Below are 24,504 nucleotides of genomic sequence, written 5' to 3' on the forward strand. Positions count from 1 at the left end.
CCAATTAGAGCGCGGGGGCTTCGGGCGGGGCGAACTTCCAGTTATCGGGATTCTTCGACGAGTACACCACCTGATGCAGTTCGCCCATGCTCGGCCATTGGTCGACGTCGACCGCCATCCGGCAGTAGACGGGGTACTCGTTGACGGTGGGCCCGTTGATGACACCTGTGATCGTGACGTATTGCTGGCCGGTGACGTCGGGTCGCGGGCTCACGCCTGTCACCAACAATGTGCCGCTGAGCGGGTCAGCGCGGGGGCCCCGCGGGATGAACCGCTGGGCAAGAAATCCCCCAGCACCGCGACGAGCAGAAGCAGCAGACCGAATTCCCACACGCCGCCATGGTAGGCCGACCGGCGCAACGTTCGGTTGAGTTGACCTAGGACCCTACTGTTGCACTCGGATTCGCCGTAGCGTCGACCTCGAACCGCTTCGAAGTGTCAAGGAAGGGTGAGGTCGATGACGGATGAGCCCGCGAGCATTTTGCCGGAGGACGAGAGTTGGCGCAGGTTGGGTGGCGTCGCCCTAGGCCGACTGGTAACCAGTTTCGCCGGTGAGCCCGAGATCTTCCCGGTGAACTATGCGGTGCAAGATAAAACGGTGCTGTTTCGCACTGCCGAGGGCACCAAATTGTTTTCCGCCGTGGGGAACAGCGTTGTGGTGTTCGAGGCCGACGATCACAACGTCGCGGAAGGCTGGAGTGTGATTGTCAGGGGCCGCGCCCGGGTACTGCGGACCGCAGCGGAGATCGAGGAAGCCGACCGCGCCCAGCTGATGCCGTGGACCGCGACCGTCAAGAAGCACTACGTCCGGGTGACCCCGACCGATATCACCGGGCGTCACTTCACCTTCGGCCCGGAACCCGACCCGAACGCAAGCTTTGCCTGACGCGCTCAGCCCGCGAGCAGCCGATGCTTGCGTTACTGATTTGGCACCTCGACGATGGCGCCTTTGATCGCAAAGTCGTTTGCGTCCGGCGCGACCGAAACGACGAGGTTCTTTTCGCCGGCATCGAACGCGAGGTTCGTTGTTCCGGTGCCGGCTGCGATGTCAAAGACGTGTAACAGCTGACCTTCTGGCGAGATCTTCAGGATTCTGCCGCCGGACAATTGTGCTGCGTAAATGTTGCCCGCCGCGTCGACCTTGATACTATCGGGCCCGGTCCACCAACCATCTGTCTTGTTCTTCGTAAGAACGTTGAGGAGTGCGAAGTTGGACCGATGGCTGAGCGAGCCGTCTGCCTCGATGTGAAACTTCTTGATGCTGTTGCCAATCGTTTCGCTGACGTACAGCGTCTGCTGATCCGGGGACAAACCAACACCGTTCGCGTAGTTGAGGTCTGCGGCAACGGTGACCCAGTTATCGCTACCCGGTGCCCGGTAGATCACTCTGCCCACAACCTCTTTTGGTGGTGTTTCGAAGGGCCCGCAGATCGACGCATAGACGCCCCCATTCTTCGCAACGACGATGTCATTTACTCCACCTTCGAACTCTGGCCCATGCCAGCGCCGAATTTCGTTGCCTTGCATATCGGTCTCGATGATCCCCGGATGGGCCATGCCCGAGCACGCCAGGAGGAACGTCCTGTCGAGCGTTAAGGCGTCTCCGTTGTGCTCGCAGTTTGGTTCAGCGTTCAGCGTGGCAAGGGTCTTTCCATCCCAGCGGAAGAACTTGCTGTCGGCGACACTCACGAAGTAGACATTGTTGTCCAGAACCAGGGGGCCCTCGGGTAGCGCGATGCCATCAACTAAGACTCTTTGGTCGGCACCGTGGTGCCCGCTAGCAAGCTCAACTCCACGGCCACCGCAACCACCTACCCCAACAGATAAGGCCGCGACAATACTCATGCGGTACAGCCAGGCTGATGGCATCCGCTCTCTCATGACCACATCCAATTCTGTATTGATTCCGGGCGAGCGGTCGTAGCGCATGACCACTACAGCGTTAAACGTCGGCTGGCCGCAATTCTGGCGTGCAGTGAGCTCTTGGCCCTCGACGATCGGCGACACTAGGGCTGCCAGCAGTAGTGAACGGTGTTGATCGCATTTCCAAGCACCTGGTAGGACTGCTGGCATGAGTCAGGACGATCTCGCGTTGGCGATGACGCTTGCCGACCGTGCGGACACACTGACCCGCGACCGGTTCGGCGCACTGGACCTGTGCGTCGACACCAAGCCCGACCTGACCCCGGTCACCGACGCCGACCGGGCGGTCGAAGCGCAGCTGCGTGAGGTGCTGGGGCGCCAGCGGCCCGACGACAGCGTCGTCGGCGAGGAATTCGGCGGCAGCACCACCTTCACCGGCCGGCAGTGGATCATCGACCCGATCGACGGCACCAAGAATTACGTGCGCGGAGTTCCGGTGTGGGCCAGCTTGATCGCACTGCTCGACGACGGTGTCCCCGTGGTCGGCGTCGTAAGCGCGCCAGCGCTGCAACGGCGGTGGTGGGCGTCGCATGGCCACGGCGCATTTGTTTCCGTCGAGGGCGCTTCGGCGCGTCCGGTGTCGGTTTCTTCAGTGGCGCAACTGGATTCGGCGAGCCTCTCGTTTTCCAGCCTGTCGGGTTGGGCGGAGCGTGGCCTGCGGGACCGCTTCATCGAGCTGACTGACGCCGTCTGGCGGGTGCGCGCGTATGGCGACTTCTTCTCGTATTGCCTACTTGCCGAGGGGGCCGTCGACATCGCGGCCGAACCGGAAGTCTCGGTGTGGGATCTGGCCCCGCTCGACATCCTGGTGCGCGAGGCGGGCGGAACGTTCACCGGCCTGGACGGCATCGCGGGTCCCCACCGCGGCGATGCCGTGGCGACAAACGGCCTGCTTCACGAGCCGGTACTGCGCACTTTGGGTGTGAACTAGCTAACAGGCGCGCTTTATCTTACTCCGGAGTAAGATAGGGTCCTGACTGCATCGCCCCAACTACGGAGGCTGCTGAAATGACGGATAATGTTTCCGGCTCAAACACTTCCCGGCCCCGCAACAAACGACATGGCCGCGAGACCGGCGTCGGGATGCAACCGCACCGACGCACCGGGATCGACATCACCCTGGCGCTACTCACCCCGCTCGTCGGCCAGGAATTTCTGGACAAATACCATCTGCGCGACCCCCTGAACCGGAGCCTGCGCTACGGCACCAAGACGATCTTCTCTACTGCCGGTGCGGCGTCCCGGCAGTTCAAGCGGGTCCAGAATGTGCGCAGCGGGCCCACCCGGCTGAAGTCCAGCGGCAAGGACTACTACGACCTGAGGCCCGACGACGAACAGAAGATGATCGTCGAGACCCTCGAGGAATTCTCCGAAGAGGTGTTGCGGCCCGCGGCGCCCGACGCCGACGAGTCGGCGACCTACCCGCCGGACCTGATCACCAAGGCCGCCGAACTCGGCATCACCGCGATCAACATCCCCGAGGACTTCGAGGGCATCGCCGCACACCGCTCGAGCGTGACCAACGTGCTGGTGGCCGAGGCATTGGCCTACGGGGACATGGGTTTGGCGCTGCCCATCCTGGCGCCCGGCGGCGTGGCATCCGCACTCACCCACTGGGGCAGCGCGGACCAGCAGGCCACCTATCTACCGGAGTTCGCCGGCGAGAATGTCCCACAGGCCTGTGTGGCCATCGCCGAACCGCAGCCGCTGTTTGACCCCACCCGGCTCAAGACCACCGCGGTGCGCACGCCGAGCGGATACCGGCTCGACGGCGTGAAGTCATTGGTCCCGGCCGCGGCCGACGCCGAGTTGTTCGTCGTCGGGGCGCAGCTGAACGACAAGCCGGCACTGTTCATCGTCGAGTCGGGCGCCAAAGGCCTTACCGTCACAGCAGATCCGAGCATGGGGATTCGTGCCGCCGCCCTGGGCCAGCTCGAACTCTCCGGAGTGTCGATGCCGTTGAATGCCCGGCTGGGTGAGGACGAGGCCACCGACGCGGATTACTCCGAAGCGATCGCGCTGTCCCGGTTGGGCTGGGCGGCGCTGGCCGTCGGCACCTCGCACGCGGTTCTCGACTACGTGATCCCGTATGTGAAGGAACGCGAGGCATTCGGCGAGCCCGTCGCCCGCCGCCAGGCCGTGGCATTCATGTGCGCCAACATCGCGATCGAACTCGACGGGCTGCGGCTGATCACCTGGCGCGGCGCGGCGCGTGCCGAGCAGGGCCTGCCGTTCGCCCGCGAAGCGGCGCTGGCCAAGCGACTCGGCACCGACAAGGGCATGCAAATCGGCCTGGACGGCGTGCAATTGCTCGGCGGCCACGGCTATACGAAAGAACACCCCGTCGAACGCTGGTACCGCGACCTGCGGGCCATCGGCGTCGCCGAGGGCGTTGTGGTTATTTGAGTCGTTATCTAACTCGGACTGCTAAGCGAAAGATCAATCATGGCAATCAATCTGGAACTGCCCCGCAAGATGCAAGCGGTGATCGACAAGGCGCACCAGGCCGGCGCGGAAATGATGCGACCGATCGCCCGTAAGTACGACCTCAAGGAGCACGCCTACCCGGTCGAGTTGGACACCTTGGCGAGCCTGTTCTCGGGGGCCGCCGAATCCAACGCCCTGGGGCTGACCGGGGCCGAAGCTTTCCGGGGTAGCGAAAGCAAGGAAGAGAACCGCAACGGCGCCAACATGGCGGCGGTGCTGCAGACGCTGGAGGCGTGCTGGGGCGACGCGGCGTTGATGCTGTCGATCCCGTATCAGGGCCTGGGCAACGCGGCGATCAGCGGGGTGGCCACCGACGAGCAGCTGAGCCGGCTGGGCCGGGTGTGGGCCGCGATGGCGATCACCGAACCGAGCTTCGGATCCGACTCGGCGGCGGTGTCTACGACGGCCAAGCTGGACGGCGACGAGTACGTGATCAACGGCGAAAAGATCTTCGTCACAGCGGGTTCGCGGGCCACGCACATCGTGGTCTGGGCGACGCTGGACAAATCGCAAGGTCGCGCGGCGATCAAGTCGTTCATCGTGCCCCGCGAACACCCCGGTGTCAGCGTCGAGCGACTGGAGAACAAGCTCGGCATCAAGGGCTCCGACACTGCGGTGATCCGCTTCGACAACGCACGGATACCCAAGGACAACCTGCTGGGTAATCCCGAAATCGAGTCGGGCCAAGGGTTTTCCGGTGTCATGGAGACTTTCGACAACACCAGGCCGGTCGTCGCCGGCATGGCCATCGGAATCGCCCGGGCCGCGTTGGAGGAGCTGCGCAAGATCCTGACCGATGCCGGAGTGGAAATCGATTATGACCGTCCCGCGCACGCCCAGTCCGCCGCGGCGGCCGAATTCCTGCGCATGGAGGCCGACTGGGAGTCCAGCTACCAGCTGACACTGCGTGCGGCCTGGCAGGCCGACAACAAGATCCCCAACTCCAAAGAAGCGTCGATGGCCAAGGCCAAGGCCGGCCGGATGGGCACGGACATCACCCTGAAAGCGGTCGAATTGGCCGGCACCGCAGGCTATTCGGAACAAACGCTGTTGGAGAAATGGGCACGCGATTCGAAGATTATGGACATCTTCGAAGGCACCCAGCAGATTCAGCAGCTGGTGGTCGCCCGCCGCCTGCTGGGTCTGTCGTCCGCCGAACTCAAGTAGCCGCATGGCGTGACGCCGAGCGTGCAACCATGGCGACTTTCGCGCGCTTGAGTTCAAGGGGTGGTTGCAACACTTCGTAGTTAGGGGTGTTGATGACGGGTCAGCCTCAGTTGTTGGTGGTGCAGCGGCGGTATTGGGATTTGATCGCTGCGGGATGGTCCTCGGAGGATGCCGGGGTGGCGGTCGGCGTGTCGGCGACGTGCGGTAGCAAGTGGTTTCGCAGGTTTGGTGGTGTGAATCCACGATGGTCAAAGCCTCAAGGACAGCGACGGCCGCGGCTGTCGGCGGATGAGCGTGAACAGATCATGATCGGCACCGCGCACGGTGAGTCGATCCGTTCGATGGCGCGCCGGTTGGGCCGGGCGCCGTCGACGATCATGCGCGAGATTGCCCACAACGGTGTCATGCGAGGGCATGTGGGCCGTTATCGCGCCCGGTATCGGTTCGGGGCCCGCCGGGCCGGTTGGGACGCGAAGTCGGGCTACTCGGCGCGCATCGCTCAGCGGCGCAGCGAGCAACGGGCGCGTCGACCCAAGACCGGCAAGTTGGGCCGCTGTGAGCAATTGCGGGCCGAGGTGCAAGCGTTGTTGGTCAACAAGTACAGCCCCGAACAGATCGCCGGGGTATTGACCGCGACCTATCCTGACCGCCCGGAGATGCAGGTGTCCCACGAAACCATCTACCAGGCGCTTTACGTGCAAGGGCGCGGAGAACTGCGCCGGGAACTGAGGACATGCCTGCGCACCGGGCGCGCGTTGCGTAAACCGCGCCGACGGGCCCGCGCCGGTGACGGCCGCGGCCGTATCCAAGGCATGGTCAACATCAGTGAGCGGCCCGCCGAAGCTAACGACCGCGCCGTGCCAGGCCATTGGGAAGGAGACCTGATCATCGGCAAGGACCAGGCCTCTCAAATCGGCACGCTGGTTGAACGTTCCACCGGATATGTCCGACTGCTGCACCTACCCCATACCCGTAGCGCCGAGGCCGTCGCCGAGGCCATGATCGCCGCGGTCAAAGACCTGCCCGCCACCTTGCGCCGCACCGTGACCTGGGACCAAGGCCACGAAATGGCCCACCACGCCCGCATCAGCATCGACACCGGCATCGAGGTTTACTTCTGCGATCCCCACTCACCCTGGCAGCGCGGTAGCAATGAGAACACCAACGGCCTACTACGGCAATACTTTCCAAAGGGCACCGACCTTTCGGTGCACGACGCCGAACACCTCGCCTACGTCGCCGACGAACTCAACGGACGACCCCGAAAACGCTTCAACTGGGACAACCCCACCAACCGCCTCAACAAGCTACTGTCCACCCCGACAGACACAACTGTTGCAACCAAACCTTGAATCCACCGCGAATTTTTCGCGACGAGTGCACGTTCGGCGAGAGTTAACCGATTATCGGGCGCGGTGGGTCGTGGTCGCCGCCCGGTCCGGGCAGTTCGAGCTGCCACCACGAGACATCGTGCCAGGCGCCCAGCTTCCACCCCACCCGCCGGTAGTAACCGGCGCGGACAAACCCGAACGCCGCATGCAGCGCGTCGCTCGCCTCGTTGGGCTGCGCAGTACCCGCGAACGCCTGGCGAAAACCGCGCTCTGCCAACCTTTTCAACAGCTCGGCGTAGAGCATCCGGCCGCCACCGGCCCGCCGCGCGTCCTGGGCGAGATAGACACTCGTCTCGACCGCCCACCGATAGGCGGCACGCGGATTGAACGGGCCCGCATAGGCATAACCGGTGACCTGTCCGTCTACCTCGAGCACCAGCCATTCGTGCATCGCAAGCGCCTTTTCGATGCGGTCCGCCATCTGGGGCGCCGTCGGCGGGTCGGTCTCGAACGAGATCGCGGTGTCCAGCACGTAGGGCCGGTAGATGTCGGCACACGCCGCGGCGTCGGCAGCGGTGGCGCGTCGAACCCGCATCAGGCGGCGACCGCGTTCAGCTGCTCGCGAGTGGCATCGCCGCGCTCGATCGACGCTACGTCCAGGTTCTCCTCGAGATGCCCCAGCGACGAGGTACCCGCAATCAGCAGCACGTTGGGCGCCACGCTCAGCGTCCATGCCAGCGCGACCTGCGCGGGTGTGCGTCCGAGTGGCGCGGCGGCCCCAGCGCACCGGGACCGGGCAGTTGCATGGCCCCAAACCTGACCCGGGAAACCGAGAAGCGACCGAGCGGAAAGGCGTCCATACGGTGAGGCTAGCGTCGTCTTATGGAAACTTTTCAGGCGCTGGTCGCCCGTCAAGATGGTGACCGGATCACCGCAGCGGTCGAGACGCTCAGCCCGTCCGACCTACCGCCGGGTGAGGTCACGATCCGGGTGCTGTTTTCCAGCGTCAACTTCAAGGACGCGCTGGCGCTGACACCCAAGGGCGGCGTCGTGCGCGACTATCCGATTGTTCCGGGCATCGACCTCACCGGCGAGGTCGTCGAATCGCAGTCGCCGGACTTCGGCGTGGGTGACAAGGTGCTGGCGCACGGGTATCAGATCGGCACCGGCCACCACGGCGGCTACGCCGAGTACGCGCGGTTGCCGGCCGATCAGGTGGTGGCACTCGGCGCGCTGAGCCCGCGCGAGGGCGCGGCCATCGGAACCGCCGGCTTTACCGCCGCGATGAGCGTGCAGGCGCTGATCGATTGGGGCATCGTGCCCGACGCCGGGCCCATCGTGGTCACCGGCGCGTCCGGCGGGGTGGGTTCGGTCAGCGTCGATCTGCTCGCGGCCGCCGGGTACCACGTGGTCGCCTCCAGCGGTAAGGAAGCGGCGGCCGCAATGCTGAAAGAACTTGGCGCCGCGGAGGTTATCGGCCGGCTGCCCACCGATCCCGACGCCAAACCGCGCCCGCTGGCGAAGGCGCGCTGGGCGGGCGCGGTGGACTGCGTCGGCGGCGCGACGCTGGCCGATGTGCTGAGCAGCGTCGACTACGGCGGGGCGGTGGCGGCCAGCGGACTCACCGGTGGACCCGCGCTGCACACCACGGTGATGCCGATCGCCCGGCGGCGCGAGCTGTGGGCACTGCTCGGCGACTCGCTCAAGCCGCGGCACCTGGACTCGGTCACCAGCGACGTCGACGTCAAGGACGTCGTCGGGGTGTTGGATCAGCTGCGCGCCGGCAGCTACTCCGGCCGCGCGGTGGTACGTGTCGCCGGCGGATTCTGAGCTCGCAGTAGGCTATTCGAGCGCTGGGCGGAGGCGTCCGGCGCTATCGACAACGGAGGCAACATGCGCGCTGCACGGGTGACTCGGCTTGATGGTCCGGAGGCGATCGAGGTGGGCGAGGTCGATGAGCCCACCGGCGACGGGATCGTCGTCGAGGTGCACGCGGCGGGTGCCGCGTTCCCGGACGCGCTGCTGACCCGCGGCCTCTATCAATACCGTCCCGACCCCCCATTCGTGCTGGGAGCCGAGATCGCCGGGGTGGTTCGATCGGCACCGGACGGCGCGCACGTGCAGCCCGGCGACCGGGTCGTAGGCCTGACGATGCTCAGCGGCGGCATGGCCGAGGTCGCGGTGCTCTCCCCCGACCGGGCGTTCAAGCTGCCGGACAACGTGAGCTTCGAGGCCGGCGCCGGGCTGCTGTTCAACGACCTGACGATGTACTTCGCGCTGACCGTACGCGGCCGCCTGCAACAGGGCGAAACCCTGCTGGTGCACGGCGCGGCCGGCGGCATCGGGACCTCGACGCTGCGCCTGGCACCGGCGCTCGGGGCATCACGCACCATCGCGGTCGTCAGCAGCGAGGAGAAGGCCCAGATCGCCACCGCGGCAGGCGCAACCGATGTCGTGCTGGCCGACGGATTCAAGGATGCGGTCAAGGAACTGACCGGCGGCCGCGGCGTCGACATGGTCGTCGACCCGGTCGGCGGTGACCGGTTCACCGACTCGCTGCGTTCGCTGGTTGCCGGCGGACGGCTGCTGGTCATCGGCTTCACCGGCGGCGAGATTCCCACCGTGAAGGTAAACAGGTTGCTGCTCAACAACATTGACGTCGTCGGCGTCGGATGGGGCGCCTGGGCGGGAACACACCCCGGGGCGCTGGAAGAGCAGTGGGCCGGACTCGAACGCCTGCTCAGCTCGGGAGAGCTGGCCGCCCCGCAGCCGGAGGTCTACCCGCTGGATCAGGCCGCCGCGGCGGTCGCGTCGATGGAGAATCGCACCGCTAAAGGAAAAGTCGTCCTGCGGGTCCGTTGACCCCCCGTCCGATCAGCGACACTCAACGTCTGCGACGACACGCCGCGCTCCGCAATGGTTTAAGTCTCGGCGCTAAGGGCGCAAGCACGGCATCACCCTTGTGCACGCTCGAAACAAACAGTAATGTCACTTTCAGTTTTGCCGTCAGCTCCGAGGAGTGCCACCCATGGAATCCTTCGTTCACCTGCGCAAAGGCAAGACGCCGCGTCGCCTGCACGCCGACCTCGACGGCCTCAAGGACGACGAACTCGGCCGGGGCGGGTTCACCGGAAGGACGGCCAACATCTACCGCCGCCACGACCCCACCGCCTTCCGGGCGTCCGGACCGCTGCGGCCGCTCGACGTGCTGTCCAGCGAGCTCAAACCCAGCGACGCCACCGATGCCAACGGTGGACCGCTGCTGATGTTCAGCAACGACGACTGCCGCATCCTGCTCAGCCGCCGGCACGAACCGATGCCCTACTTCGCCCGCCATGTCGACGGCGATCTGCTGTCCTTCGTACACCGGGGCACCGGGCTGCTGGAGACCGAGTTCGGGCCGCTGCGCTACCGCGAGGGCGACTGGGTCTACATCCCGAAGGCATGCACGTGGCGCCAGGTGCCGGATCGCGAAACCACATGGGTGATGATCGAGGCCACCGACGAGTTCCGGGTGCCACCGCCCGGGCCGCTGGGCCGCCACTTCCCGTTCGACCCGTCGCAGGTCACGGTTCCCGAACCGGCACCGATCGAGGACGTCCCTGGTTTGACGGCCCACGAGGAGTACGAGGTCCGGCTTGTCCACCGCGATGTTCTGGAAGGTGGACCGACAACGCTTGTCTACCAACATAATCCGCTCGACATCGAAGGCTGGCGCGGCGACAACTTCGCCTTCACCTTCAACATCGACGACTACAACGTGATCACCTCCGACAGCGTCCACCTGCCGCCGACTGTGCATCTGTTCATGCAGGCAACCGGCGTCTACGTGATGAACTTCCTGCCCAAGCCCGCCGAGGGCGTCGCCGGCACCGAACGAACCCCCTGGTATCACCGCAACGTCGACTACGACGAAATCGCGTTCTTCCACGGCGGCTCGCTCTACGGGATCCCAATGCCCCCGGGCCTGATTACCCATGCGCCACAAGGGGTTCACCACGGCGTACCGGAGAAGGCACGCGAAAGAGCACGCCGCAAGTTCGACGAGCACTCGCGCGTCGACTGGCAGGTCATCGCCATCGACACCCGCCGGCGCCTGACACCGTCACCCGAAGTACTGGCCAACGATTTAGGACAACATTGATGAGTCAAGCCGTGAAACAAACCGTCAAGCACGACTACGAGCGAATCCCGTATCTGGTTGCCTTCCAGAACAATTCCAGTGTCCGCGACGTCTATGGTGGGCTGGCCGAGATCACCGTGCTGGAGAGCTATCTGCTCAAGCCCAAAAACAAGCCGTCGGACACCGTGCTGGTCTTCATGCACCCGATCGGCGGCGGGGCATACCTGCCGATGATCAACGCGCTGGCCCGGGCCGGCCACCACGTCATCTACTGCAACAGCCGGTTCCGCGGCACCGATTCGGCGCTGCTGATGGAGAAGGTCGTCGAGGATCTCGGCGAGTGCATCAAGGACGCCAAGAACCGGCTGGGCTACGCCAAGGTGGTGCTGGCCGGGTGGAGCGGCGGCGGCTCGTTGTCGGTGTTCTACCAGCAGCAAGCCCAGCACGCGACGATCACGTCCAGCCCGACTGGCGACAGGCCCGACCTCACCAAGCTGGAGCTGCCCGCCGCCGACGGCATCATGCTGCTGGCCGCACACATCAGCCGGCACGGCACGCTGACCGAATGGCTCGACGCGTCCATCCTCGACGAATCCGATCCCACCAAGCGTGATCCAGAGCTAGATCTCTACAACCCCGACAACCCCAACCAGCCGCCCTACACCGAGGAATTCCTGGCCCGGTACCGTCAAGCGCAGATTGACCGCAACCGCCGCATCACCGCATGGGTCAAAGAGAAGCTGGCTGAATTGACCGCTCAGGGCCGCCCCGACGACGAGTTCGGATTCGTCGTGCATGGCACGATGGCCGACCCGCGCTGGCTGGATCCCAGCGTGGATCCCAATGAGCGCACACCGGGGACCTGTTACCTGGGCGACCCGCACGTGGTGAACATGAGCCCGGTCGGGCTGGCTCGCTTCTCGACGCTGCGCGGCTGGCTGTCGCAATGGAGCTATGACGAGGCACGCGGCGACGGCGTGGACTGCGGGCGCGACATCGCGATCCCCGCGCTGGTGATCGGCAACCTGGCCGACGACGCCTGCACACCCAGCCACACCCGGCGGCTGTTCGACGCGATTGGGCATCCCGACAAGGAAATGCACGAAATCCCAGGCGCCACACACTATTACGCCGGTCCGGATCAGCGCGACAAGCTGCGCCAGGCCGTCGACATAGTCACCGATTGGCTGGTCCGACACGATTTCGCGAGCGCCGAATGACGTCCGCCAACGACGATCCAGCGCGAAGCGAAGGGGTGGGGGCACCTCCGGCTCGCGGGAAACAGGGGCGGCATTCAGCACCGGGCGGACCGCTCGACGGCATCCGGGTGCTCGAACTGGGCACCTTGATCGCGGGTCCATTCGCCGGCCGCTTGCTCGGGGATATGGGCGCCGAAGTCATCAAGGTGGAGCCACCGGGCGCCCCGGACCCGCTGCGCAACTGGGGACAGGCCGAGCACCAGGGCCACCACGTGTTCTGGACAGTGGCCGCGCGCAACAAGAAGGCCATCACGCTCGACCTGCGCCGGCCGCCGGGTCGCGAGCTGTTCCTCGAGCTCGTCGAGAAGTCCGACATCGTGGTGGAGAACTTCCGTCCGGGCACGCTGGAGAAGTGGGACCTGGGCTACGACGTGCTCAGCGCGCGTAACGCCGGCATCATCCTGGTCCGGGTGTCCGGCTACGGCCAGACCGGGCCCGATGCCCACAAGGCCGGCTATGCCTCGGTGGCCGAGGCCGCCAGTGGACTGCGGCACCTCAACGGATTTCCCGGTGGACCACCGCCGCGGATCGCACTCTCCCTGGGCGACAGCCTGGCCGGCATGTTCGGTGCCCAAGGCGCGATGGCCGCCCTGTACCGCCGCAGCGTCACCGGGCGGGGACAGGTCGTCGACGTCGCGCTGACCGAATCATGTTTGGCCATCCAGGAATCGACGATCCCCGACTACGACGTCGGCGGCGTGGTGCGCGGACCGTCGGGCACCCGGCTGGAGGGCATCGCGCCGTCCAACATCTATCGCAGCGCCGACGATTCGTGGGTGGTGATCGCCGCCAACCAGGACACCGTGTTCGCCCGGCTGTGTGCGGCTATGGGTCGCCCGGAGCTGGCCGGTGACGATCGGTTCGCGACACACACCGCGCGCGGCCGCAACCAGGACGAGCTCGACAAGATCATCGCCACGTGGGCCGCCGAGCGGCAGCTCGGCGACATCGTCGAAACCCTTTCTGCCGCGGGTGTGATCGCGGGTCCCATCAACACCGTCGCGGACGTGGTGGAGGATCCCCAGCTGCGGGCACGCGGGATGCTGGTCGAGCACTACGACGAACGCATCGAGCGCAATGTGTTGGGGCCCGGTGTTATTCCGGTGCTGTCGGAATCGCCGGGCAGTGTCCGCCACGCCGGACCCGCCTGCCCGGGACAACACAACGACGACGTCTACGCCAGGCTGCTGGGCAAGACCGCCGAGCAGCTCCAGGCATTGCGTGGCGAGGGGGTGCTGTAAACCGTGCACGTCGACATCCGTGAGGTGGCGCTGCGCGACGGGCTGCAGATCGAGAAGCCAATCCCGTTGTCCGCCAAGCTGGAACTGCTCGCCGCGGTGGCAGCTACCGGTGTGCGCGAGGTCGAGGTCACGGCATTCGTGTCCCCGACGAAGGTGCCGTCGATGGCCGACGCCGCCGACCTCGCCGCCGAGCTGCACAACTATCCCGACATCGAATTTTCCGCCCTGGTGGCCAGCCCGAACGGCGCCAAGCGCGCCGTCGCCGCCGGCATGCGGTCGATCGAATACGTGGTGGCCGCCGACGACACGTTCAGTCAGGCCAACGTCGGACGCACCAGCGCCGAAGCCACCGACCAGATCGACGAGATCCTCGCGATCGCGCACGGCAACTCCGGCTTTCCGGTCACGGTCGAGGTCGTCATCGCCACCGCGTGGGACTCGCCGTTCGAAGGCCCCACCCCACCGCGGCGGGTGCTGGAGATCGCCGCGGCCGCCCGCGACCGCGGAGCCGACCGCCTGTCGATCGCCGACACCATCGGCACCACCACGCCGGGCCGGGTGAATTCGCTGATCGCCCAACTGCGTCCGGTGATCGGCGACCTGCCGCTGGGCGCACACTTCCACAACACCCGCGGCTCCGGGCTGGCCAGCGCGTACGCGGCGGTCAACGCCGGCGTCACCCGGCTGGACTCCTCGGTCGGCGGGCTGGGCGGCTGCCCGTTCGCCCCGGGCGCCACCGGCAACATCGCCACCGAAGACCTGGTCTACCTGCTGACCGACAGCGGCATCGACGTCGACGTCGACCTGCAGGCCGCGATCGCCGCCGCCGATGTCGCGAAATCGACTGTGGGCCATGACCTGCCGAGCGCCCTACTGCGTGCCGGCGACCGGATCCGGACCTGATGCCCGAGTCCGGCGCCGACGGGTCGCGGGCGCTGACATCCAAAGGCCGTCAGACCAGGCAGGCCATCGAACAAGCAGCGCGAAAACTGTTTGCCGAGCGTGGCTTTCACGGCACCACGCTGGCCGACATCACATCGGCCGCGGGAAAATCACCGGCGGTCTTCTACCGGTATTTCGCCGACAAGGAAAATCTGCTCGCCGCGCTCGCGGAGTCTTTCCTGCACGACGTCGTGGCACCGTCGGGCCTGAGTGTGCACCTGCCGGATTCCGCGGATGACGACGCGTTCTTCACCTCGGTGGTCACCGGCTACTGGAACATCTTCAAGCAGAACATCGGCATCATGATCGCCGTCTCGCAGCTGGCCGCGACACAGCCGCGGTTTGCGGCCGTGCAGAACGAGTTTCGCAAGTTCGGCATGGACATCGTGGCCGCCTCGGTGCGGCGCGCCCAGGAGCAGGGCTACGGCGGCGAGCTCAATCCGCAACACACCGCGGCCGCCATCGCGCTGCTGTTCGAGAACTTCACCACCGTCTTCGTCGGGCAGTCCGGTCTCGGAATCCAGATCAGCGACGAGGACGCCATCGCCACCCTGTCGACGATTTGGAAGAAGACTCTCTACGGCGTGTGACGCGAGGATCGCGAGGAGGTAACTATGGATTTCACTCTCCCAGAACATCTTCCGGGTGTGCTGGCCGAGATGGATGCATTCATCGAGGCGGAGATCAAGCCGCTGGAACTCGAAAATATCCAGTATTTCGACCAGCGACGAGAGCACGCCCGCACCGATTGGGACAACGACGGGATCCCGACGCAAGAGTGGGAGGAGCTGCTCGCCGAGATGCGCCGGCGCGCCGACAAAGCGGGCTGGCTGCGCTACGGATTGCCGGCCTCGCTGGGCGGCCGCGACGGTACCAATGTCGACATGGCGGTGATCCGGGAACATTTGGCGCACAAGGGGCTTGGACTGCACAACGAGTTGCAGAACGAATCGTCGATCGTCGGGAACTTTCCCCAGGTGATCATGATGGAGCGTTTCGGCACCGCCGAGCAGCGCAGTGTGTGGTCCGAGGCGCTGATCACCGGGGAGCGGTCCATGGCGTTCGGGCTGACCGAGCCGCAGCACGGATCCGACGCGACCTGGCTGGAAACCCAAGCCCAACTCGACGGTGACAGCTGGGTGATCAACGGCTCCAAGCGATTCAACACCGGCGTACACCGCGCCACCCACGATTTGGTCTTCGCCCGGACCTCCGGCGAGCCGGGGCAAGCCCGAGGTATCACCGCGTTTCTGGTGCCCACCGACACGCCCGGATTCACGGTCCCCTACTACTGGTGGACGTTCAACATGCCCACCGATCATGGCGAAGTCGAATTGACCGATGTGCGCATCCCCGCCGACGCGGTGCTCGGGGAGGTCGACCGTGGCTTGGAGGTCGCGCAGACGTTCCTGCACGAGAACCGGATTCGTCAAGCCGCGAGCAGCCTGGGCGCCGCCCAATACTGCATCGACCGGGCCGCCGAATATGCCGCCAAACGCCACGTGTTCGGCAAGCCGCTGTCGGTCAATCAGGCCGTGCAATGGCCGCTGGCCGAGCTGCAGACCGAGGCGCAGATGGTGCGCCTGCTGGTGCAATTCGCCGCCTGGCACCTGGATCGCGACCACCACATGGAGGTGTCGGACAAGGTGTCGATGGCAAACTATCGCGCCAACCGGCTGGTGTGCGATGCCGCCGACCGCGCGATGCAGGTCCACGGTGGGCTCGGCTACAGCCGTCATGAGCAGTTCGAGCACATCTACCGCCACCACCGCCGGTACCGGATCACCGAGGGCGCCGAGGAAATTCAGATCCGCCGAGTGGCGCAGCGACTGTTCAAGTTTGGCAAGCAGTGACCGAGGAGCTGGCCACCAACCTAACCACGATCCTGGTGCCGGTGCTCGGCGCGGGCACCACGATCGAGAACCTGCGCGCTCTCACCGGTGGTGCCAGCCGCAGCACATGGGCGTTCGACGCGGTCAGCGACGGCCAGCGCCGCGCGCTGATCCTGCGCACCGGACCGCCCGACGACGTACACGCGGGCATGGAACTCGAGGCCCGTGCGCAGGCCGCTGCCGCCGCGGCCGGTGCACCGGTCCCCCACATCCTGGTGGCCGACGATTCGCCTGCCGCACTGGGCAATCCGTTTCTCGTCTGCGACGAGATCAAAGGAGAAACGATCGTCCGGCGCATTCAACGCCAGCTCGACGCCGCCGGCGGGTACGCCCGCCGAACCGGGCTGCTGCGGCAATGCGCGCAGGCACTGGCCGCCATTCACCGGGCCGACCCGCAGATTCCCGGCCTGACCTACGAGGACCAGCTCGTGGAATACCGCGAGCGGCTCGACGCGATGAACGACACCACCGCCACCTTCGAGTGGGCGTTTCGCTGGCTGGCCTCCCACCGCCCGCCACCGTCGACGAGGGTTCTGGTGCACGGGGATTACCGGATGGGAAACCTCATCGTCGACGGATCCGACCTGGCAGCGGTGCTCGACTGGGAGCTGGTGCACCTCGGCGAGGCCTATGAAGACCTGGCCTGGTTCTGCATCCGCGCGTGGCGGTTCGGCGCCCCGGCCAGCCTCGGCGCCGGCGGCCTCGGCAGTATCGAGAGCTTCGTGCGCGACTACGAGCAGGCCAGCGGAACCACCATCGACCGGGCTGCGCTGCACTGGTGGCTGGTGTTGGCCACCCTGCGCTGGGGTGTCATCTGCCGCTTCCAGGCGGAGCGGCATTTGAGCGGCCAATCCCGTTCGGTCGAGCTGGCGACGATCGGTCGCCGGGTGAGCGAGACGGAGTGGGACCTGTTGAATCTGCTCGAAGCACCCGGTGAGGATGCGCGCCGCGCAGCGGCGAGGGGCAGAGACGGGCAATCAGGGGAGGTCCGGTCGTGATCGGCGCTTACGGTCGCCCACTGGCGGCCGAACTCGTGGCCGCGGTGGCTGAGTTCCTGGAAACCGACGTCCGGGCGGCAACCAGCGGCCAGGTCAACTTACACTCCCGAGTGGCCGCCAACGCGCTGCGGATCGTCGAGCGTGAATTGCTCGACGAAAGCGAGGCGGAATCGCAAGCAGCACTGGCCGGCTTGGGTTTCCCCGACGAGGAGCAGCTTGCCGCCGCCATCCGGGCCGGTGAACTCGACGAGCGTGCCGGCGACGTGCTCGCCGGTCTGCGAACCCTGGTGCGTAATCGGTTGGCGGTTGCCCATCCCGGATACGACAGCGAATAGGAGCCCGCCATGCCTGCTGCTACCGCCGAGGTCGTCGCCGAGACGGCCGACCGGCTGTTCGCATCGATCGTCGACGGCGACAAGACCGCGGTAAGCCGAATGTGGAGCGACGACATCGCGGTATGGCGGGTGGGCTCCACACGTGATGACGACAAGACCCGCGCGCTAAAAGTCATCGACTGGTTCATCGATGCTACGAGCGAGCGCCGCTACGAGATCCTCGATCGTCAGCTCTTCGAGGACGGATCGATCAGCGGCTTCGTCCAGCAGCACGTCCTGCACGCCACAGGCCATGCCGGCCAATCGATCTCCTTGCGCGTTTGTATCGTGATCAGGGTGGGCACAAATGCTCTGATCGACCGGATCGACGAATACTTCGACCCTGCCGGTATAACGCCGCTGATGAGGTGAGACGGACGATGACGACGCTGGAAACGCTGCTGAACGACCCGGACTTGGCCGGGGTGTGGAAGATCGCTCCCGACCGGTCGGCGGTGACGTTCAAGATCAGGAACATGTGGGGTCTGGTGAACGTCAAGGGCCGCTTCACCGAGTTCTCCGGCGACGGACAACTCACCGGCAAGGGCGCGGTCTTCGGCCGCCTCGACATCCACACCGCCTCGGTGAACACCGGCATCGGCCGTCGCGACGAGCATCTGCGCTCGGCCGATTTCTTCGACGTCGAACGCTTTCCCGAGATCAGCGTCGTCGTCACCGCGGTGCACCCGACCGAGGGCAAGGCCGCGGACCTGCGCGCCAACTTCACCATCAAGGGCGTCACCGCGCCGGTACCGTTACCGGTCACGGTCACCGAGACCAGTGACGGTTCGATTCAAATCTCGGGCGAAACCTTGATCGATCGATCCCAGTTCGACATCGGCTGGAACAAGTTCGGCATGATCGCGCCGACGGTCAGGGCCGCGGCGCAGGCCGTTTTCGTACGGTCTAACCAATAAAGCCGGTCGCGCACCAGTAGCATCTGCACCGTGCCCGACGCCACCATCGCTCTGCGGATACTCGTCTACAGCGACAACCCCAACACCCGCGACACAGTGAAGCGGGCATTGGGCAAGCGCCTGCACCCGGATCTGCCCGAGCTGAACTATGTCGAGGTGGCGACCGGCCCGATGGTGATCCGCACGATGGACGAGGGCGGGATCGACCTCGTCATCCTCGACGGGGAAGCGACACCGACCGGCGGTATGGGAATCGCCAAACAGCTCAAAGACGAACTCGAAACCTGCCCGCCGATCCTGGTGCTCACCGGTCGCCCGGACGACGCGTGGCTGGCGACGTGGTCGCGCGCCGAGGCGGCGGTGCCCCATCCGATCGACCCGATCGTGCTGGGCCGCACCGTGCTCGAGTTGCTCCGCGCTCCCGCCATCTAGCCCCGCCGCTTCGATCCGGACCGAGGTCACCCCGGTCCGCTTGCCGCGCACCGCTGAAATGAATGTCAGGCCGGCGCCATGCATATCGTGCCGGCATCGCAGAAAACTGACGCCACACCACGCTCGCCGAGCGTTCCCGGCTGCCCGTCGCTCGGTTGTTGTCTAAACTCGGCGAAGACCACAGCCGAGTGATTACCATCACCCCGAGCACGTGTCCCAGCCACCCCAACGCTATGTTGAAGATCACTGCTACGAGCTACAGACCCGGTTCGTCACAGCAGCCCGGTCGCCGCCTGGTCGCTTTATAGGCGGCCCACGACGGATCTTTGGAGCGAGTTGAACGTCTACATACCCATCCTGGTGCTAGGCGGGATCGCCACCGCCTTTGCTGTCGGTTCGGTCGTGATCGCGAGCCTGGCCGGCCCGTCGCGCTACAACAAGTCGAAGATGGCCGCCTACGAGTGTGGAATCGAGCCGACCGAAACGTCGGTGAGTGGTCCGCATGCGACGCCCGGGCAGCGGTTTCCGGTGAAGTATTACCTGACCGCAATGCTGTTTATCGTCTTCGACATCGAAATCGTGTTCTTGTATCCGTGGGCCGTCAGTTACGACGCGCTGGGGATGTTCGCTCTGGTCGAGATGGTGGCGTTCATGCTCACGGTCTTCGTGGCCTACGCCTACGTGTGGCGCCGCGGCGGCCTGACATGGGATTGAGGTAAATCGTGGGCCTGGAAGAACAGCTACCCGCCGGCATCCTGCTCGGGACCGTCGAAAAGATCGCCGGCTACGTCCGCAAGAACTCACTGTGGCCGGCCACATTCGGATTGGCCTGCTGCGCGATCGAGATGATGGCAACGGCCGGACCACGGTTCGACATCGCACGGTTTGGGATGGAGCGCTTTTCGGCGACACCGCGCCAAGCCGACCTGATGATCGTGGCCGGGCGGGTGAGCCAGAAGATGGCCCCGGTGTTGCGCCAGATCTACGACCAGATGGCAGAACCGAAATGGGTGTTGGCCATGGGCGTCTGCGCGTCGTCCGGCGGAATGTTCAACAACTATGCGATCGTTCAGGGCGTGGACCACGTGGTTCCGGTGGACATCTACCTCCCCGGCTGCCCGCCCCGTCCGGAGATGCTCTTGTACGCAATTCTCAAGCTGCACGAGAAGATTCAGGAAATGCCGCTCGGCGTGAACCGCGAACAGGCCATCGCCGAAGCCGAGCAGGCGGCCCTGGGCGCGCGGCCCACCATCGAGATGCGTGGACTGCTGCGATGAGTTCACCGGAGCAGGACCCGAAGGTGGCCGCCAGCGAGGTGGGTGGTGCGGTGCCCGCGCCCGGCGAAGAAGTGATCAACGTGCGCCGCGGCATGTTCGGCATTTCAGGATCGGGTGACACCTCCGGGTACGGACGCCTGGTGCGGGAAGTCACCCTGCCGGGCAGCAGTCCCCGGCCGTATGGCGGTTACTTCGACGACGTGGTCGACCGGCTCACCGACTCACTGAAGGCCGGCGACATCGAATTCGAAAACGCCATAGAAAAAGTCGTCGTCGACCGCAACGAGCTGACGTTGCACGTGCGCCGCGAGGCACTGCCACACGTCGCCCAACGCCTGCGCGACGAACCCGAACTGCGCTTCGAGATGTGCCTGGGCGTCAGCGGCGTGCATTACCCGCACGAAACCGGCCGCGAATTGCATGCCGTCTACCCGTTGCAGTCGATCACCCACAATCGTCGCGTCCGGCTGGAAGTCTCTGCGCCAGACGGCGATCCGCACATCCCGTCGTTGTATGGGATCTACCCGACCAACGACTGGCACGAGCGCGAGACGTACGACTTCTTCGGCATCATCTTCGACGGGCATCCGTCGCTGACCCGCATCGAGATGCCGGACGACTGGCACGGCCATCCGCAACGCAAGGACTACCCGCTCGGCGGTATTCCCGTCGAGTACAAGGGCGCACAGATACCCCCGCCCGACGAGCGGAGAGCGTACAACTAATGAGCACAATCACTGACTCGACGCACGATGGCGGCGCCGAAACTGTCGTGGTCGCCGGCGGACAGGACTGGGGGCAGGTCGTCGAGGCCGCCCGCGCCGCTGATCCCGGTGAACGCATCGTCGTCAACATGGGTCCCCAGCACCCGTCCACGCACGGGGTGTTGCGGCTGATCCTGGAGATCGAAGGCGAGACCGTCACCGAGGTGCGCTGCGGAATCGGCTACCTGCACACCGGAATCGAGAAGAATCTCGAATACCGGTACTGGACGCAGGGCGTCACCTTCGTGACCCGGATGGATTACCTGTCACCGTTTTTCAACGAGACCGCCTACTGCCTCGGCGTCGAGAAGCTGCTCGGCATCACCGATGAGATCCCGGAGCGGGTCAACGTCATCCGCGTCCTGATGATGGAGCTCAACCGGATCTCCTCGCATCTGGTCGCGCTGGCCACCGGCGGCATGGAACTGGGCGCGATGACGCCGATGTTCGTTGGCTTCCGGGGACGCGAGATCGTGTTGACCCTGTTCGAAAAGATCAGCGGTCTGCGGATGAACAGCGCCTACATTCGCCCGGGCGGGGTGGCGCAGGATCTACCGCCCAACGCCGAAGCCGACATCGTCGAGGGCCTCAAGGTGCTCAAGCAGGTGCTGCGCGAAATGGGTGATCTGCTCAACGAAAACGCCATCTGGAAGGCGCGCACTCAGGACGTCGGCTATCTCGACTTGGCCGGATGCATGGCGCTGGGCATCACCGGCCCGATCCTGCGTTCCACCGGTTTACCGCACGACCTGCGCAAGAGCGAACCTTACTGCGGGTACGAGAACTACGAGTTCGACGTGATCACCGCCGACACGTGTGATGCCTACGGGCGCTACATCATTCGTGTCAAGGAAATGTGGGAGTCGGTCAAGATCGTCGAGCAGTGCCTGGACAAGCTCAAGCCCGGACCGCACATGGTCGAGGATCGTAAGATCGCCTGGCCCGCCGACCTGAAGGTAGGCCCCGACGGCATGGGTAATTCACCCGAACACATCGCCAAGATCATGGGCGGTTCGATGGAAGCGTTGATACACCACTTCAAATTGGTCACCGAGGGCATCCGGGTGCCGGCCGGCCAGGTCTACAGCGCAGTGGAATCACCCCGCGGGGAACTCGGCGTGCACATGGTCAGTGACGGCGGAACCCGGCCGTACCGAGTGCATTATCGCGATCCCTCCTTCACCAATCTGCAATCGGTCGCCGCGATGTGCGAGGGCGGGATGGTCGCCGACTTGATCACCGCGGTCGCCAGCATCGACCCGGTCATGGGCGGAGTCGACCGATGACGGCGCCCGTGGGAGGGAACGGCTCTGGCGAGCGGGTGTTCATCCGGCTCGGACCGCCTCCCGAAGAACCCAATCAATTCGTGGTCGAGGGTGCGCCCCAGTCGTATTCACCGGAGGTTCGGGCGCGCCTCGAGGTCGACGCCAAGGAGATCATCAGCCGCTACCCCGACAAGCGTTCTGCGCTGTTGCCGCTGCTGCACCTGGTCCAGGCCGAGGATTCCTACCTAACCCCGGCGGGCCTGGAGTTCTGCGGCGAGCAAATCGGGCTGACTGGCGCCGAGGTATCGGCGGTGGGCAGCTTCTACACGATGTACCGCCGAGGCCCGACCGGCGACTACCTGGTCGGCGTCTGCACCAACACGCTGTGTGCGGTCATGGGCGGCGACGCCGTATTCGGCTCGCTCAAAGAGCATCTCGGCATCGGCAACGACGAGACCACCGCCGATGGATCGGTCACGCTGCAGCACATCGAATGCAACGCCGCCTGCGACTTCGCCCCGGTCGTGATGGTCAACTGGGAGTTCTACGACAACCAGACACCCGAATCGGCACGGGAACTCGTCGACTCGCTGCGGGACGGGAAACCCAAGGCGCCCACCCGGGGCGCGCCGCTGTGCAAGTTCCGCGAGACATCCCGCATTCTGGCCGGCCTCCCCGACGAGCGCCCCGACGAAGGCCAGGGTGGCGCCGGCGCAGCCACTTTGGCCGGACTGCAGGTGGCGAAGGAGAAGGGCATGGAACCCCCACCGGCTCCCGGAGGCAAGTCATGACCACCCCGCTGACCCCCGTCATCAGCCGCTACTGGGACGACCCGAAGTCGTTCACGCTGGAGACCTACCAACGCCACGACGGCTACCAGGCACTCAAGAAGGCGCTGGCGATGGAGCCCGACGCGGTGATAGGGGCCGTGAAGGATTCGGGCCTGCGCGGTCGCGGCGGCGCCGGCTTCTCGACCGGAACGAAATGGTCGTTCATCCCGCAGGGCGACTCCGGGCCGGCCGCCAAGCCGCACTACCTGGTGGTCAACGCGGACGAGTCCGAACCCGGTACGTGCAAAGACATTCCGCTGATGCTGGCGACGCCCCACCTACTGGTAGAGGGCGCCATCATCGCCTCCTACGCCATCCGGGCCAGCCACGCGTTCATCTACGTGCGCGGCGAAGTGGTGCCGGTGCTGCGCCGGCTGCAGAACGCGGTGGCCGAGGCTTATGCCGCCGGCTATTTGGGCACCGACATCAACGGATCCGGCTACGACCTGGAGCTGGTGGTGCACGCCGGTGCGGGCGCCTACATCTGCGGCGAGGAAACAGCGCTGCTGGAGGGTCTTGAGGGCCGGCGCGGCCAGCCCCGGCTGCGCCCGCCCTTCCCCGCCGTGGCAGGCCTTTACGGCTGCCCCACGGTGATCAACAACGTCGAGACCATCGCCAGCGTGCCGTCGATCATTCTCAACGGCGTCGAATGGTTCCGGTCGATGGGCACCGAGAAATCGCCTGGCTTCACGCTGTATTCGTTGTCCGGACACGTCACCCGCCCCGGCCAGTATGAGGCCCCGCTGGGCATCACGCTGCGCGAGTTGCTCGACTACGCCGGCGGGGTCCGCGCCGGACACCGGCTGAAGTTCTGGACGCCCGGCGGATCGTCGACACCGCTGCTCACCGACGAACACCTCGACGTGCCACTGGATTACGAAGGCGTGGGTGCCGCCGGATCGATGCTGGGCACCAAGGCGCTGGAGATCTTCGACGAGACCACCTGCGTGGTCCGCGCGGTGCAGCGCTGGACGTATTTCTATAAGCACGAGTCCTGCGGCAAATGCACGCCGTGCCGCGAGGGCACGTTCTGGCTGGACCAGATCTACACGCGACTCGAGACGGGCAAGGGCACCCACGAGGATCTCGACAAATTGCTCGACATCTCCGACGCGATCCTTGGAAAGTCGTTCTGCGCGTTGGGCGATGGCGCGGCCAGCCCGGTGATGTCGTCGATCAAGCACTTCCGCGACGAGTACATCGCCCACGTCGAAGGAGGCGGCTGCCCGTTCGACCCCCGAGACTCCATGCTGACGGCCAACGGAAAGGCGTGAATGCGCTC

Annotated in this window: 26 protein-coding genes and 2 pseudogenes; 24 read left to right on the plus strand and 4 right to left on the minus strand. The window is 65.5% G+C overall.

All coding sequences use genetic code 11. The annotated features are described in order from the left end of the window. Positions 1-4 precede the first annotated feature (4 nt). Positions 5-333, minus strand: a pseudogene (locus G6N54_RS10620) (hypothetical protein). A 124-nt stretch (positions 334-457) separates the two neighbouring features. Between G6N54_RS10620 and G6N54_RS10625 the strand changes: the two are divergent. Continuing rightward, positions 458-886 carry a pyridoxamine 5'-phosphate oxidase family protein gene (locus tag G6N54_RS10625; protein WP_163790047.1) on the plus strand — a complete coding sequence of 143 codons (429 nt, stop codon included), beginning with the start codon at positions 458-460 and terminating at the stop codon, positions 884-886. Between the two features lie 32 nt (positions 887-918). On the opposite strand, the gene G6N54_RS10630 is transcribed toward G6N54_RS10625, so the two are convergent. Continuing rightward, positions 919-2,007, minus strand: coding sequence for an SMP-30/gluconolactonase/LRE family protein (locus G6N54_RS10630; protein WP_163790049.1), 1,089 nt, complete (start codon positions 2,005-2,007; stop codon positions 919-921). Between the two features lie 64 nt (positions 2,008-2,071). On the opposite strand from G6N54_RS10630, the gene hisN reads away from it, so the two are divergent. From hisN to G6N54_RS10650, 4 genes are all read left to right on the plus strand, one after another. Further along, positions 2,072-2,854 carry a histidinol-phosphatase gene (gene hisN / locus G6N54_RS10635; RefSeq protein ID WP_163790051.1) on the plus strand — a complete coding sequence of 261 codons (783 nt, stop codon included), beginning with the start codon at positions 2,072-2,074 and terminating at the stop codon, positions 2,852-2,854. Positions 2,855-2,931: 77 nt separating this feature from the next. Beyond that, a complete protein-coding gene (locus tag G6N54_RS10640; RefSeq protein WP_163790053.1) occupies positions 2,932-4,329 on the plus strand; it encodes an acyl-CoA dehydrogenase family protein in 1,398 nt (465 codons plus the stop codon). 39 nt (positions 4,330-4,368) lie between these two features. Beyond that, the gene (locus G6N54_RS10645; protein WP_163790055.1) at positions 4,369-5,577 is read left to right on the plus strand and encodes an acyl-CoA dehydrogenase family protein; all 1,209 of its coding nucleotides are present in this window, start codon (positions 4,369-4,371) and stop codon (positions 5,575-5,577) included. A 92-nt stretch (positions 5,578-5,669) separates the two neighbouring features. Further along, positions 5,670-6,929, plus strand: a complete 1,260-nt coding sequence (locus tag G6N54_RS10650; RefSeq protein ID WP_456299235.1) for an IS30 family transposase — start codon at positions 5,670-5,672, stop codon at positions 6,927-6,929. 43 nt (positions 6,930-6,972) lie between these two features. Here G6N54_RS10650 and G6N54_RS10655 read toward each other — a convergent pair whose 3' ends face one another. Both G6N54_RS10655 and G6N54_RS31325 read right to left on the minus strand, forming a co-directional pair. After that, complete coding sequence (locus G6N54_RS10655) at positions 6,973-7,503, minus strand: GNAT family N-acetyltransferase (protein ID WP_163790058.1); 531 nt, start codon at positions 7,501-7,503, stop codon at positions 6,973-6,975. Next, positions 7,503-7,724: pseudogene (locus G6N54_RS31325) on the minus strand (aldo/keto reductase); the annotation flags it as partial. The gene G6N54_RS10655 and the pseudogene G6N54_RS31325, both read right to left, overlap by 1 nt. Positions 7,725-7,790: 66 nt before the next feature. Here G6N54_RS31325 and G6N54_RS10665 point away from each other — a divergent pair. The 19 genes from G6N54_RS10665 to nuoF all read left to right on the plus strand — a co-directional run bounded on the left by G6N54_RS10665 (position 7,791) and on the right by nuoF (position 24,496). Then, positions 7,791-8,738, plus strand: coding sequence for an acrylyl-CoA reductase family protein (locus G6N54_RS10665; protein ID WP_163790060.1), 948 nt, complete (start codon positions 7,791-7,793; stop codon positions 8,736-8,738). Between the two features lie 63 nt (positions 8,739-8,801). Beyond that, positions 8,802-9,770: an NADPH:quinone oxidoreductase family protein gene (locus G6N54_RS10670; RefSeq protein ID WP_163790062.1), complete on the plus strand. Its 969-nt coding sequence runs from the start codon at positions 8,802-8,804 to the stop codon at positions 9,768-9,770. A 166-nt stretch (positions 9,771-9,936) separates the two neighbouring features. Then, on the plus strand, positions 9,937-11,052 hold the full coding sequence (locus tag G6N54_RS10675; protein WP_163790065.1) for a homogentisate 1,2-dioxygenase: 1,116 nt from the start codon (positions 9,937-9,939) through the stop codon (positions 11,050-11,052). Next, positions 11,052-12,251 (plus strand): alpha/beta hydrolase, encoded by a 1,200-nt coding sequence (locus G6N54_RS10680; protein WP_163790067.1) that lies wholly within the window; start codon positions 11,052-11,054, stop codon positions 12,249-12,251. Before G6N54_RS10675 ends, G6N54_RS10680 begins: the two co-directional genes overlap by 1 nt. Continuing rightward, complete coding sequence (locus G6N54_RS10685) at positions 12,248-13,531, plus strand: CaiB/BaiF CoA transferase family protein (protein ID WP_179969194.1); 1,284 nt, start codon at positions 12,248-12,250, stop codon at positions 13,529-13,531. Before G6N54_RS10680 ends, G6N54_RS10685 begins: the two co-directional genes overlap by 4 nt. Before the next feature lie 3 nt (positions 13,532-13,534). Next, positions 13,535-14,434: a hydroxymethylglutaryl-CoA lyase gene (locus G6N54_RS10690; RefSeq protein ID WP_163790068.1), complete on the plus strand. Its 900-nt coding sequence runs from the start codon at positions 13,535-13,537 to the stop codon at positions 14,432-14,434. After that, positions 14,434-15,063 (plus strand): TetR/AcrR family transcriptional regulator, encoded by a 630-nt coding sequence (locus G6N54_RS10695; RefSeq protein WP_163790070.1) that lies wholly within the window; start codon positions 14,434-14,436, stop codon positions 15,061-15,063. The genes G6N54_RS10690 and G6N54_RS10695 overlap by 1 nt, the downstream gene beginning before the upstream one ends. Positions 15,064-15,087: 24 nt before the next feature. Beyond that, on the plus strand, positions 15,088-16,326 hold the full coding sequence (locus G6N54_RS10700; protein ID WP_163790073.1) for an acyl-CoA dehydrogenase family protein: 1,239 nt from the start codon (positions 15,088-15,090) through the stop codon (positions 16,324-16,326). Next, positions 16,323-17,363 carry a phosphotransferase family protein gene (locus G6N54_RS10705; RefSeq protein ID WP_232073620.1) on the plus strand — a complete coding sequence of 347 codons (1,041 nt, stop codon included), beginning with the start codon at positions 16,323-16,325 and terminating at the stop codon, positions 17,361-17,363. The genes G6N54_RS10700 and G6N54_RS10705 overlap by 4 nt, the downstream gene beginning before the upstream one ends. Then, complete coding sequence (locus G6N54_RS30410) at positions 17,360-17,698, plus strand: DUF6285 domain-containing protein (RefSeq protein ID WP_232073623.1); 339 nt, start codon at positions 17,360-17,362, stop codon at positions 17,696-17,698. Before G6N54_RS10705 ends, G6N54_RS30410 begins: the two co-directional genes overlap by 4 nt. A gap of 9 nt (positions 17,699-17,707) precedes the next feature. Next, on the plus strand, positions 17,708-18,109 hold the full coding sequence (locus tag G6N54_RS10710) for a nuclear transport factor 2 family protein (RefSeq protein WP_163790075.1): 402 nt from the start codon (positions 17,708-17,710) through the stop codon (positions 18,107-18,109). Between the two features lie 8 nt (positions 18,110-18,117). Continuing rightward, positions 18,118-18,654 (plus strand): YceI family protein, encoded by a 537-nt coding sequence (locus G6N54_RS10715; RefSeq protein WP_163790077.1) that lies wholly within the window; start codon positions 18,118-18,120, stop codon positions 18,652-18,654. A 30-nt stretch (positions 18,655-18,684) separates the two neighbouring features. Continuing rightward, positions 18,685-19,086, plus strand: coding sequence for an Rv3143 family two-component system response regulator (locus G6N54_RS10720; RefSeq protein ID WP_163790079.1), 402 nt, complete (start codon positions 18,685-18,687; stop codon positions 19,084-19,086). Between the two features lie 336 nt (positions 19,087-19,422). After that, complete coding sequence (locus G6N54_RS10725) at positions 19,423-19,800, plus strand: NADH-quinone oxidoreductase subunit A (RefSeq protein WP_163790081.1); 378 nt, start codon at positions 19,423-19,425, stop codon at positions 19,798-19,800. Between the two features lie 8 nt (positions 19,801-19,808). After that, positions 19,809-20,363 (plus strand): NuoB/complex I 20 kDa subunit family protein, encoded by a 555-nt coding sequence (locus G6N54_RS10730; protein ID WP_036467525.1) that lies wholly within the window; start codon positions 19,809-19,811, stop codon positions 20,361-20,363. Continuing rightward, positions 20,360-21,088, plus strand: a complete 729-nt coding sequence (locus G6N54_RS10735; RefSeq protein WP_163790083.1) for an NADH-quinone oxidoreductase subunit C — start codon at positions 20,360-20,362, stop codon at positions 21,086-21,088. Before G6N54_RS10730 ends, G6N54_RS10735 begins: the two co-directional genes overlap by 4 nt. Next, on the plus strand, positions 21,088-22,413 hold the full coding sequence (nuoD, locus tag G6N54_RS10740) for an NADH dehydrogenase (quinone) subunit D (RefSeq protein ID WP_163790085.1): 1,326 nt from the start codon (positions 21,088-21,090) through the stop codon (positions 22,411-22,413). Before G6N54_RS10735 ends, nuoD begins: the two co-directional genes overlap by 1 nt. Continuing rightward, the gene (gene nuoE, locus G6N54_RS10745) at positions 22,410-23,183 is read left to right on the plus strand and encodes an NADH-quinone oxidoreductase subunit NuoE (RefSeq protein WP_163790087.1); all 774 of its coding nucleotides are present in this window, start codon (positions 22,410-22,412) and stop codon (positions 23,181-23,183) included. The genes nuoD and nuoE overlap by 4 nt, the downstream gene beginning before the upstream one ends. Continuing rightward, positions 23,180-24,496 carry an NADH-quinone oxidoreductase subunit NuoF gene (nuoF, locus tag G6N54_RS10750; RefSeq protein ID WP_163790089.1) on the plus strand — a complete coding sequence of 439 codons (1,317 nt, stop codon included), beginning with the start codon at positions 23,180-23,182 and terminating at the stop codon, positions 24,494-24,496. Before nuoE ends, nuoF begins: the two co-directional genes overlap by 4 nt. Positions 24,497-24,504 lie beyond the last annotated feature (8 nt).

The sequence above is a fragment of the Mycobacterium stomatepiae genome, assembly GCF_010731715.1.
GTDB lineage: Bacteria > Actinomycetota > Actinomycetes > Mycobacteriales > Mycobacteriaceae > Mycobacterium > Mycobacterium stomatepiae.

Bases quoted from the DNA above. Each gene is read 5' to 3' on its own strand.
- G6N54_RS10625 (WP_163790047.1), top strand. From the start codon at position 458: ATGACGGATGAGCCCGCGAGCATTTTGCCGGAGGACGAGAGTTGGCGC.
- hisN (WP_163790051.1), top strand. From the start codon at position 2,072: ATGAGTCAGGACGATCTCGCGTTGGCGATGACGCTTGCCGACCGTGCG.
- G6N54_RS10640 (WP_163790053.1), top strand. From the start codon at position 2,932: ATGACGGATAATGTTTCCGGCTCAAACACTTCCCGGCCCCGCAACAAA.
- G6N54_RS10645 (WP_163790055.1), top strand. From the start codon at position 4,369: ATGGCAATCAATCTGGAACTGCCCCGCAAGATGCAAGCGGTGATCGAC.
- G6N54_RS10650 (WP_456299235.1), top strand. From the start codon at position 5,670: ATGACGGGTCAGCCTCAGTTGTTGGTGGTGCAGCGGCGGTATTGGGAT.
- G6N54_RS10655 (WP_163790058.1), bottom strand. From the start codon at position 7,503: ATGCGGGTTCGACGCGCCACCGCTGCCGACGCCGCGGCGTGTGCCGAC.
- G6N54_RS10665 (WP_163790060.1), top strand. From the start codon at position 7,791: ATGGAAACTTTTCAGGCGCTGGTCGCCCGTCAAGATGGTGACCGGATC.
- G6N54_RS10670 (WP_163790062.1), top strand. From the start codon at position 8,802: ATGCGCGCTGCACGGGTGACTCGGCTTGATGGTCCGGAGGCGATCGAG.
- G6N54_RS10675 (WP_163790065.1), top strand. From the start codon at position 9,937: ATGGAATCCTTCGTTCACCTGCGCAAAGGCAAGACGCCGCGTCGCCTG.
- G6N54_RS10680 (WP_163790067.1), top strand. From the start codon at position 11,052: ATGAGTCAAGCCGTGAAACAAACCGTCAAGCACGACTACGAGCGAATC.
- G6N54_RS10685 (WP_179969194.1), top strand. From the start codon at position 12,248: ATGACGTCCGCCAACGACGATCCAGCGCGAAGCGAAGGGGTGGGGGCA.
- G6N54_RS10695 (WP_163790070.1), top strand. From the start codon at position 14,434: ATGCCCGAGTCCGGCGCCGACGGGTCGCGGGCGCTGACATCCAAAGGC.
- G6N54_RS10700 (WP_163790073.1), top strand. From the start codon at position 15,088: ATGGATTTCACTCTCCCAGAACATCTTCCGGGTGTGCTGGCCGAGATG.
- G6N54_RS10710 (WP_163790075.1), top strand. From the start codon at position 17,708: ATGCCTGCTGCTACCGCCGAGGTCGTCGCCGAGACGGCCGACCGGCTG.
- G6N54_RS10715 (WP_163790077.1), top strand. From the start codon at position 18,118: ATGACGACGCTGGAAACGCTGCTGAACGACCCGGACTTGGCCGGGGTG.
- G6N54_RS10735 (WP_163790083.1), top strand. From the start codon at position 20,360: ATGAGTTCACCGGAGCAGGACCCGAAGGTGGCCGCCAGCGAGGTGGGT.
- nuoD (WP_163790085.1), top strand. From the start codon at position 21,088: ATGAGCACAATCACTGACTCGACGCACGATGGCGGCGCCGAAACTGTC.
- nuoE (WP_163790087.1), top strand. From the start codon at position 22,410: ATGACGGCGCCCGTGGGAGGGAACGGCTCTGGCGAGCGGGTGTTCATC.
- nuoF (WP_163790089.1), top strand. From the start codon at position 23,180: ATGACCACCCCGCTGACCCCCGTCATCAGCCGCTACTGGGACGACCCG.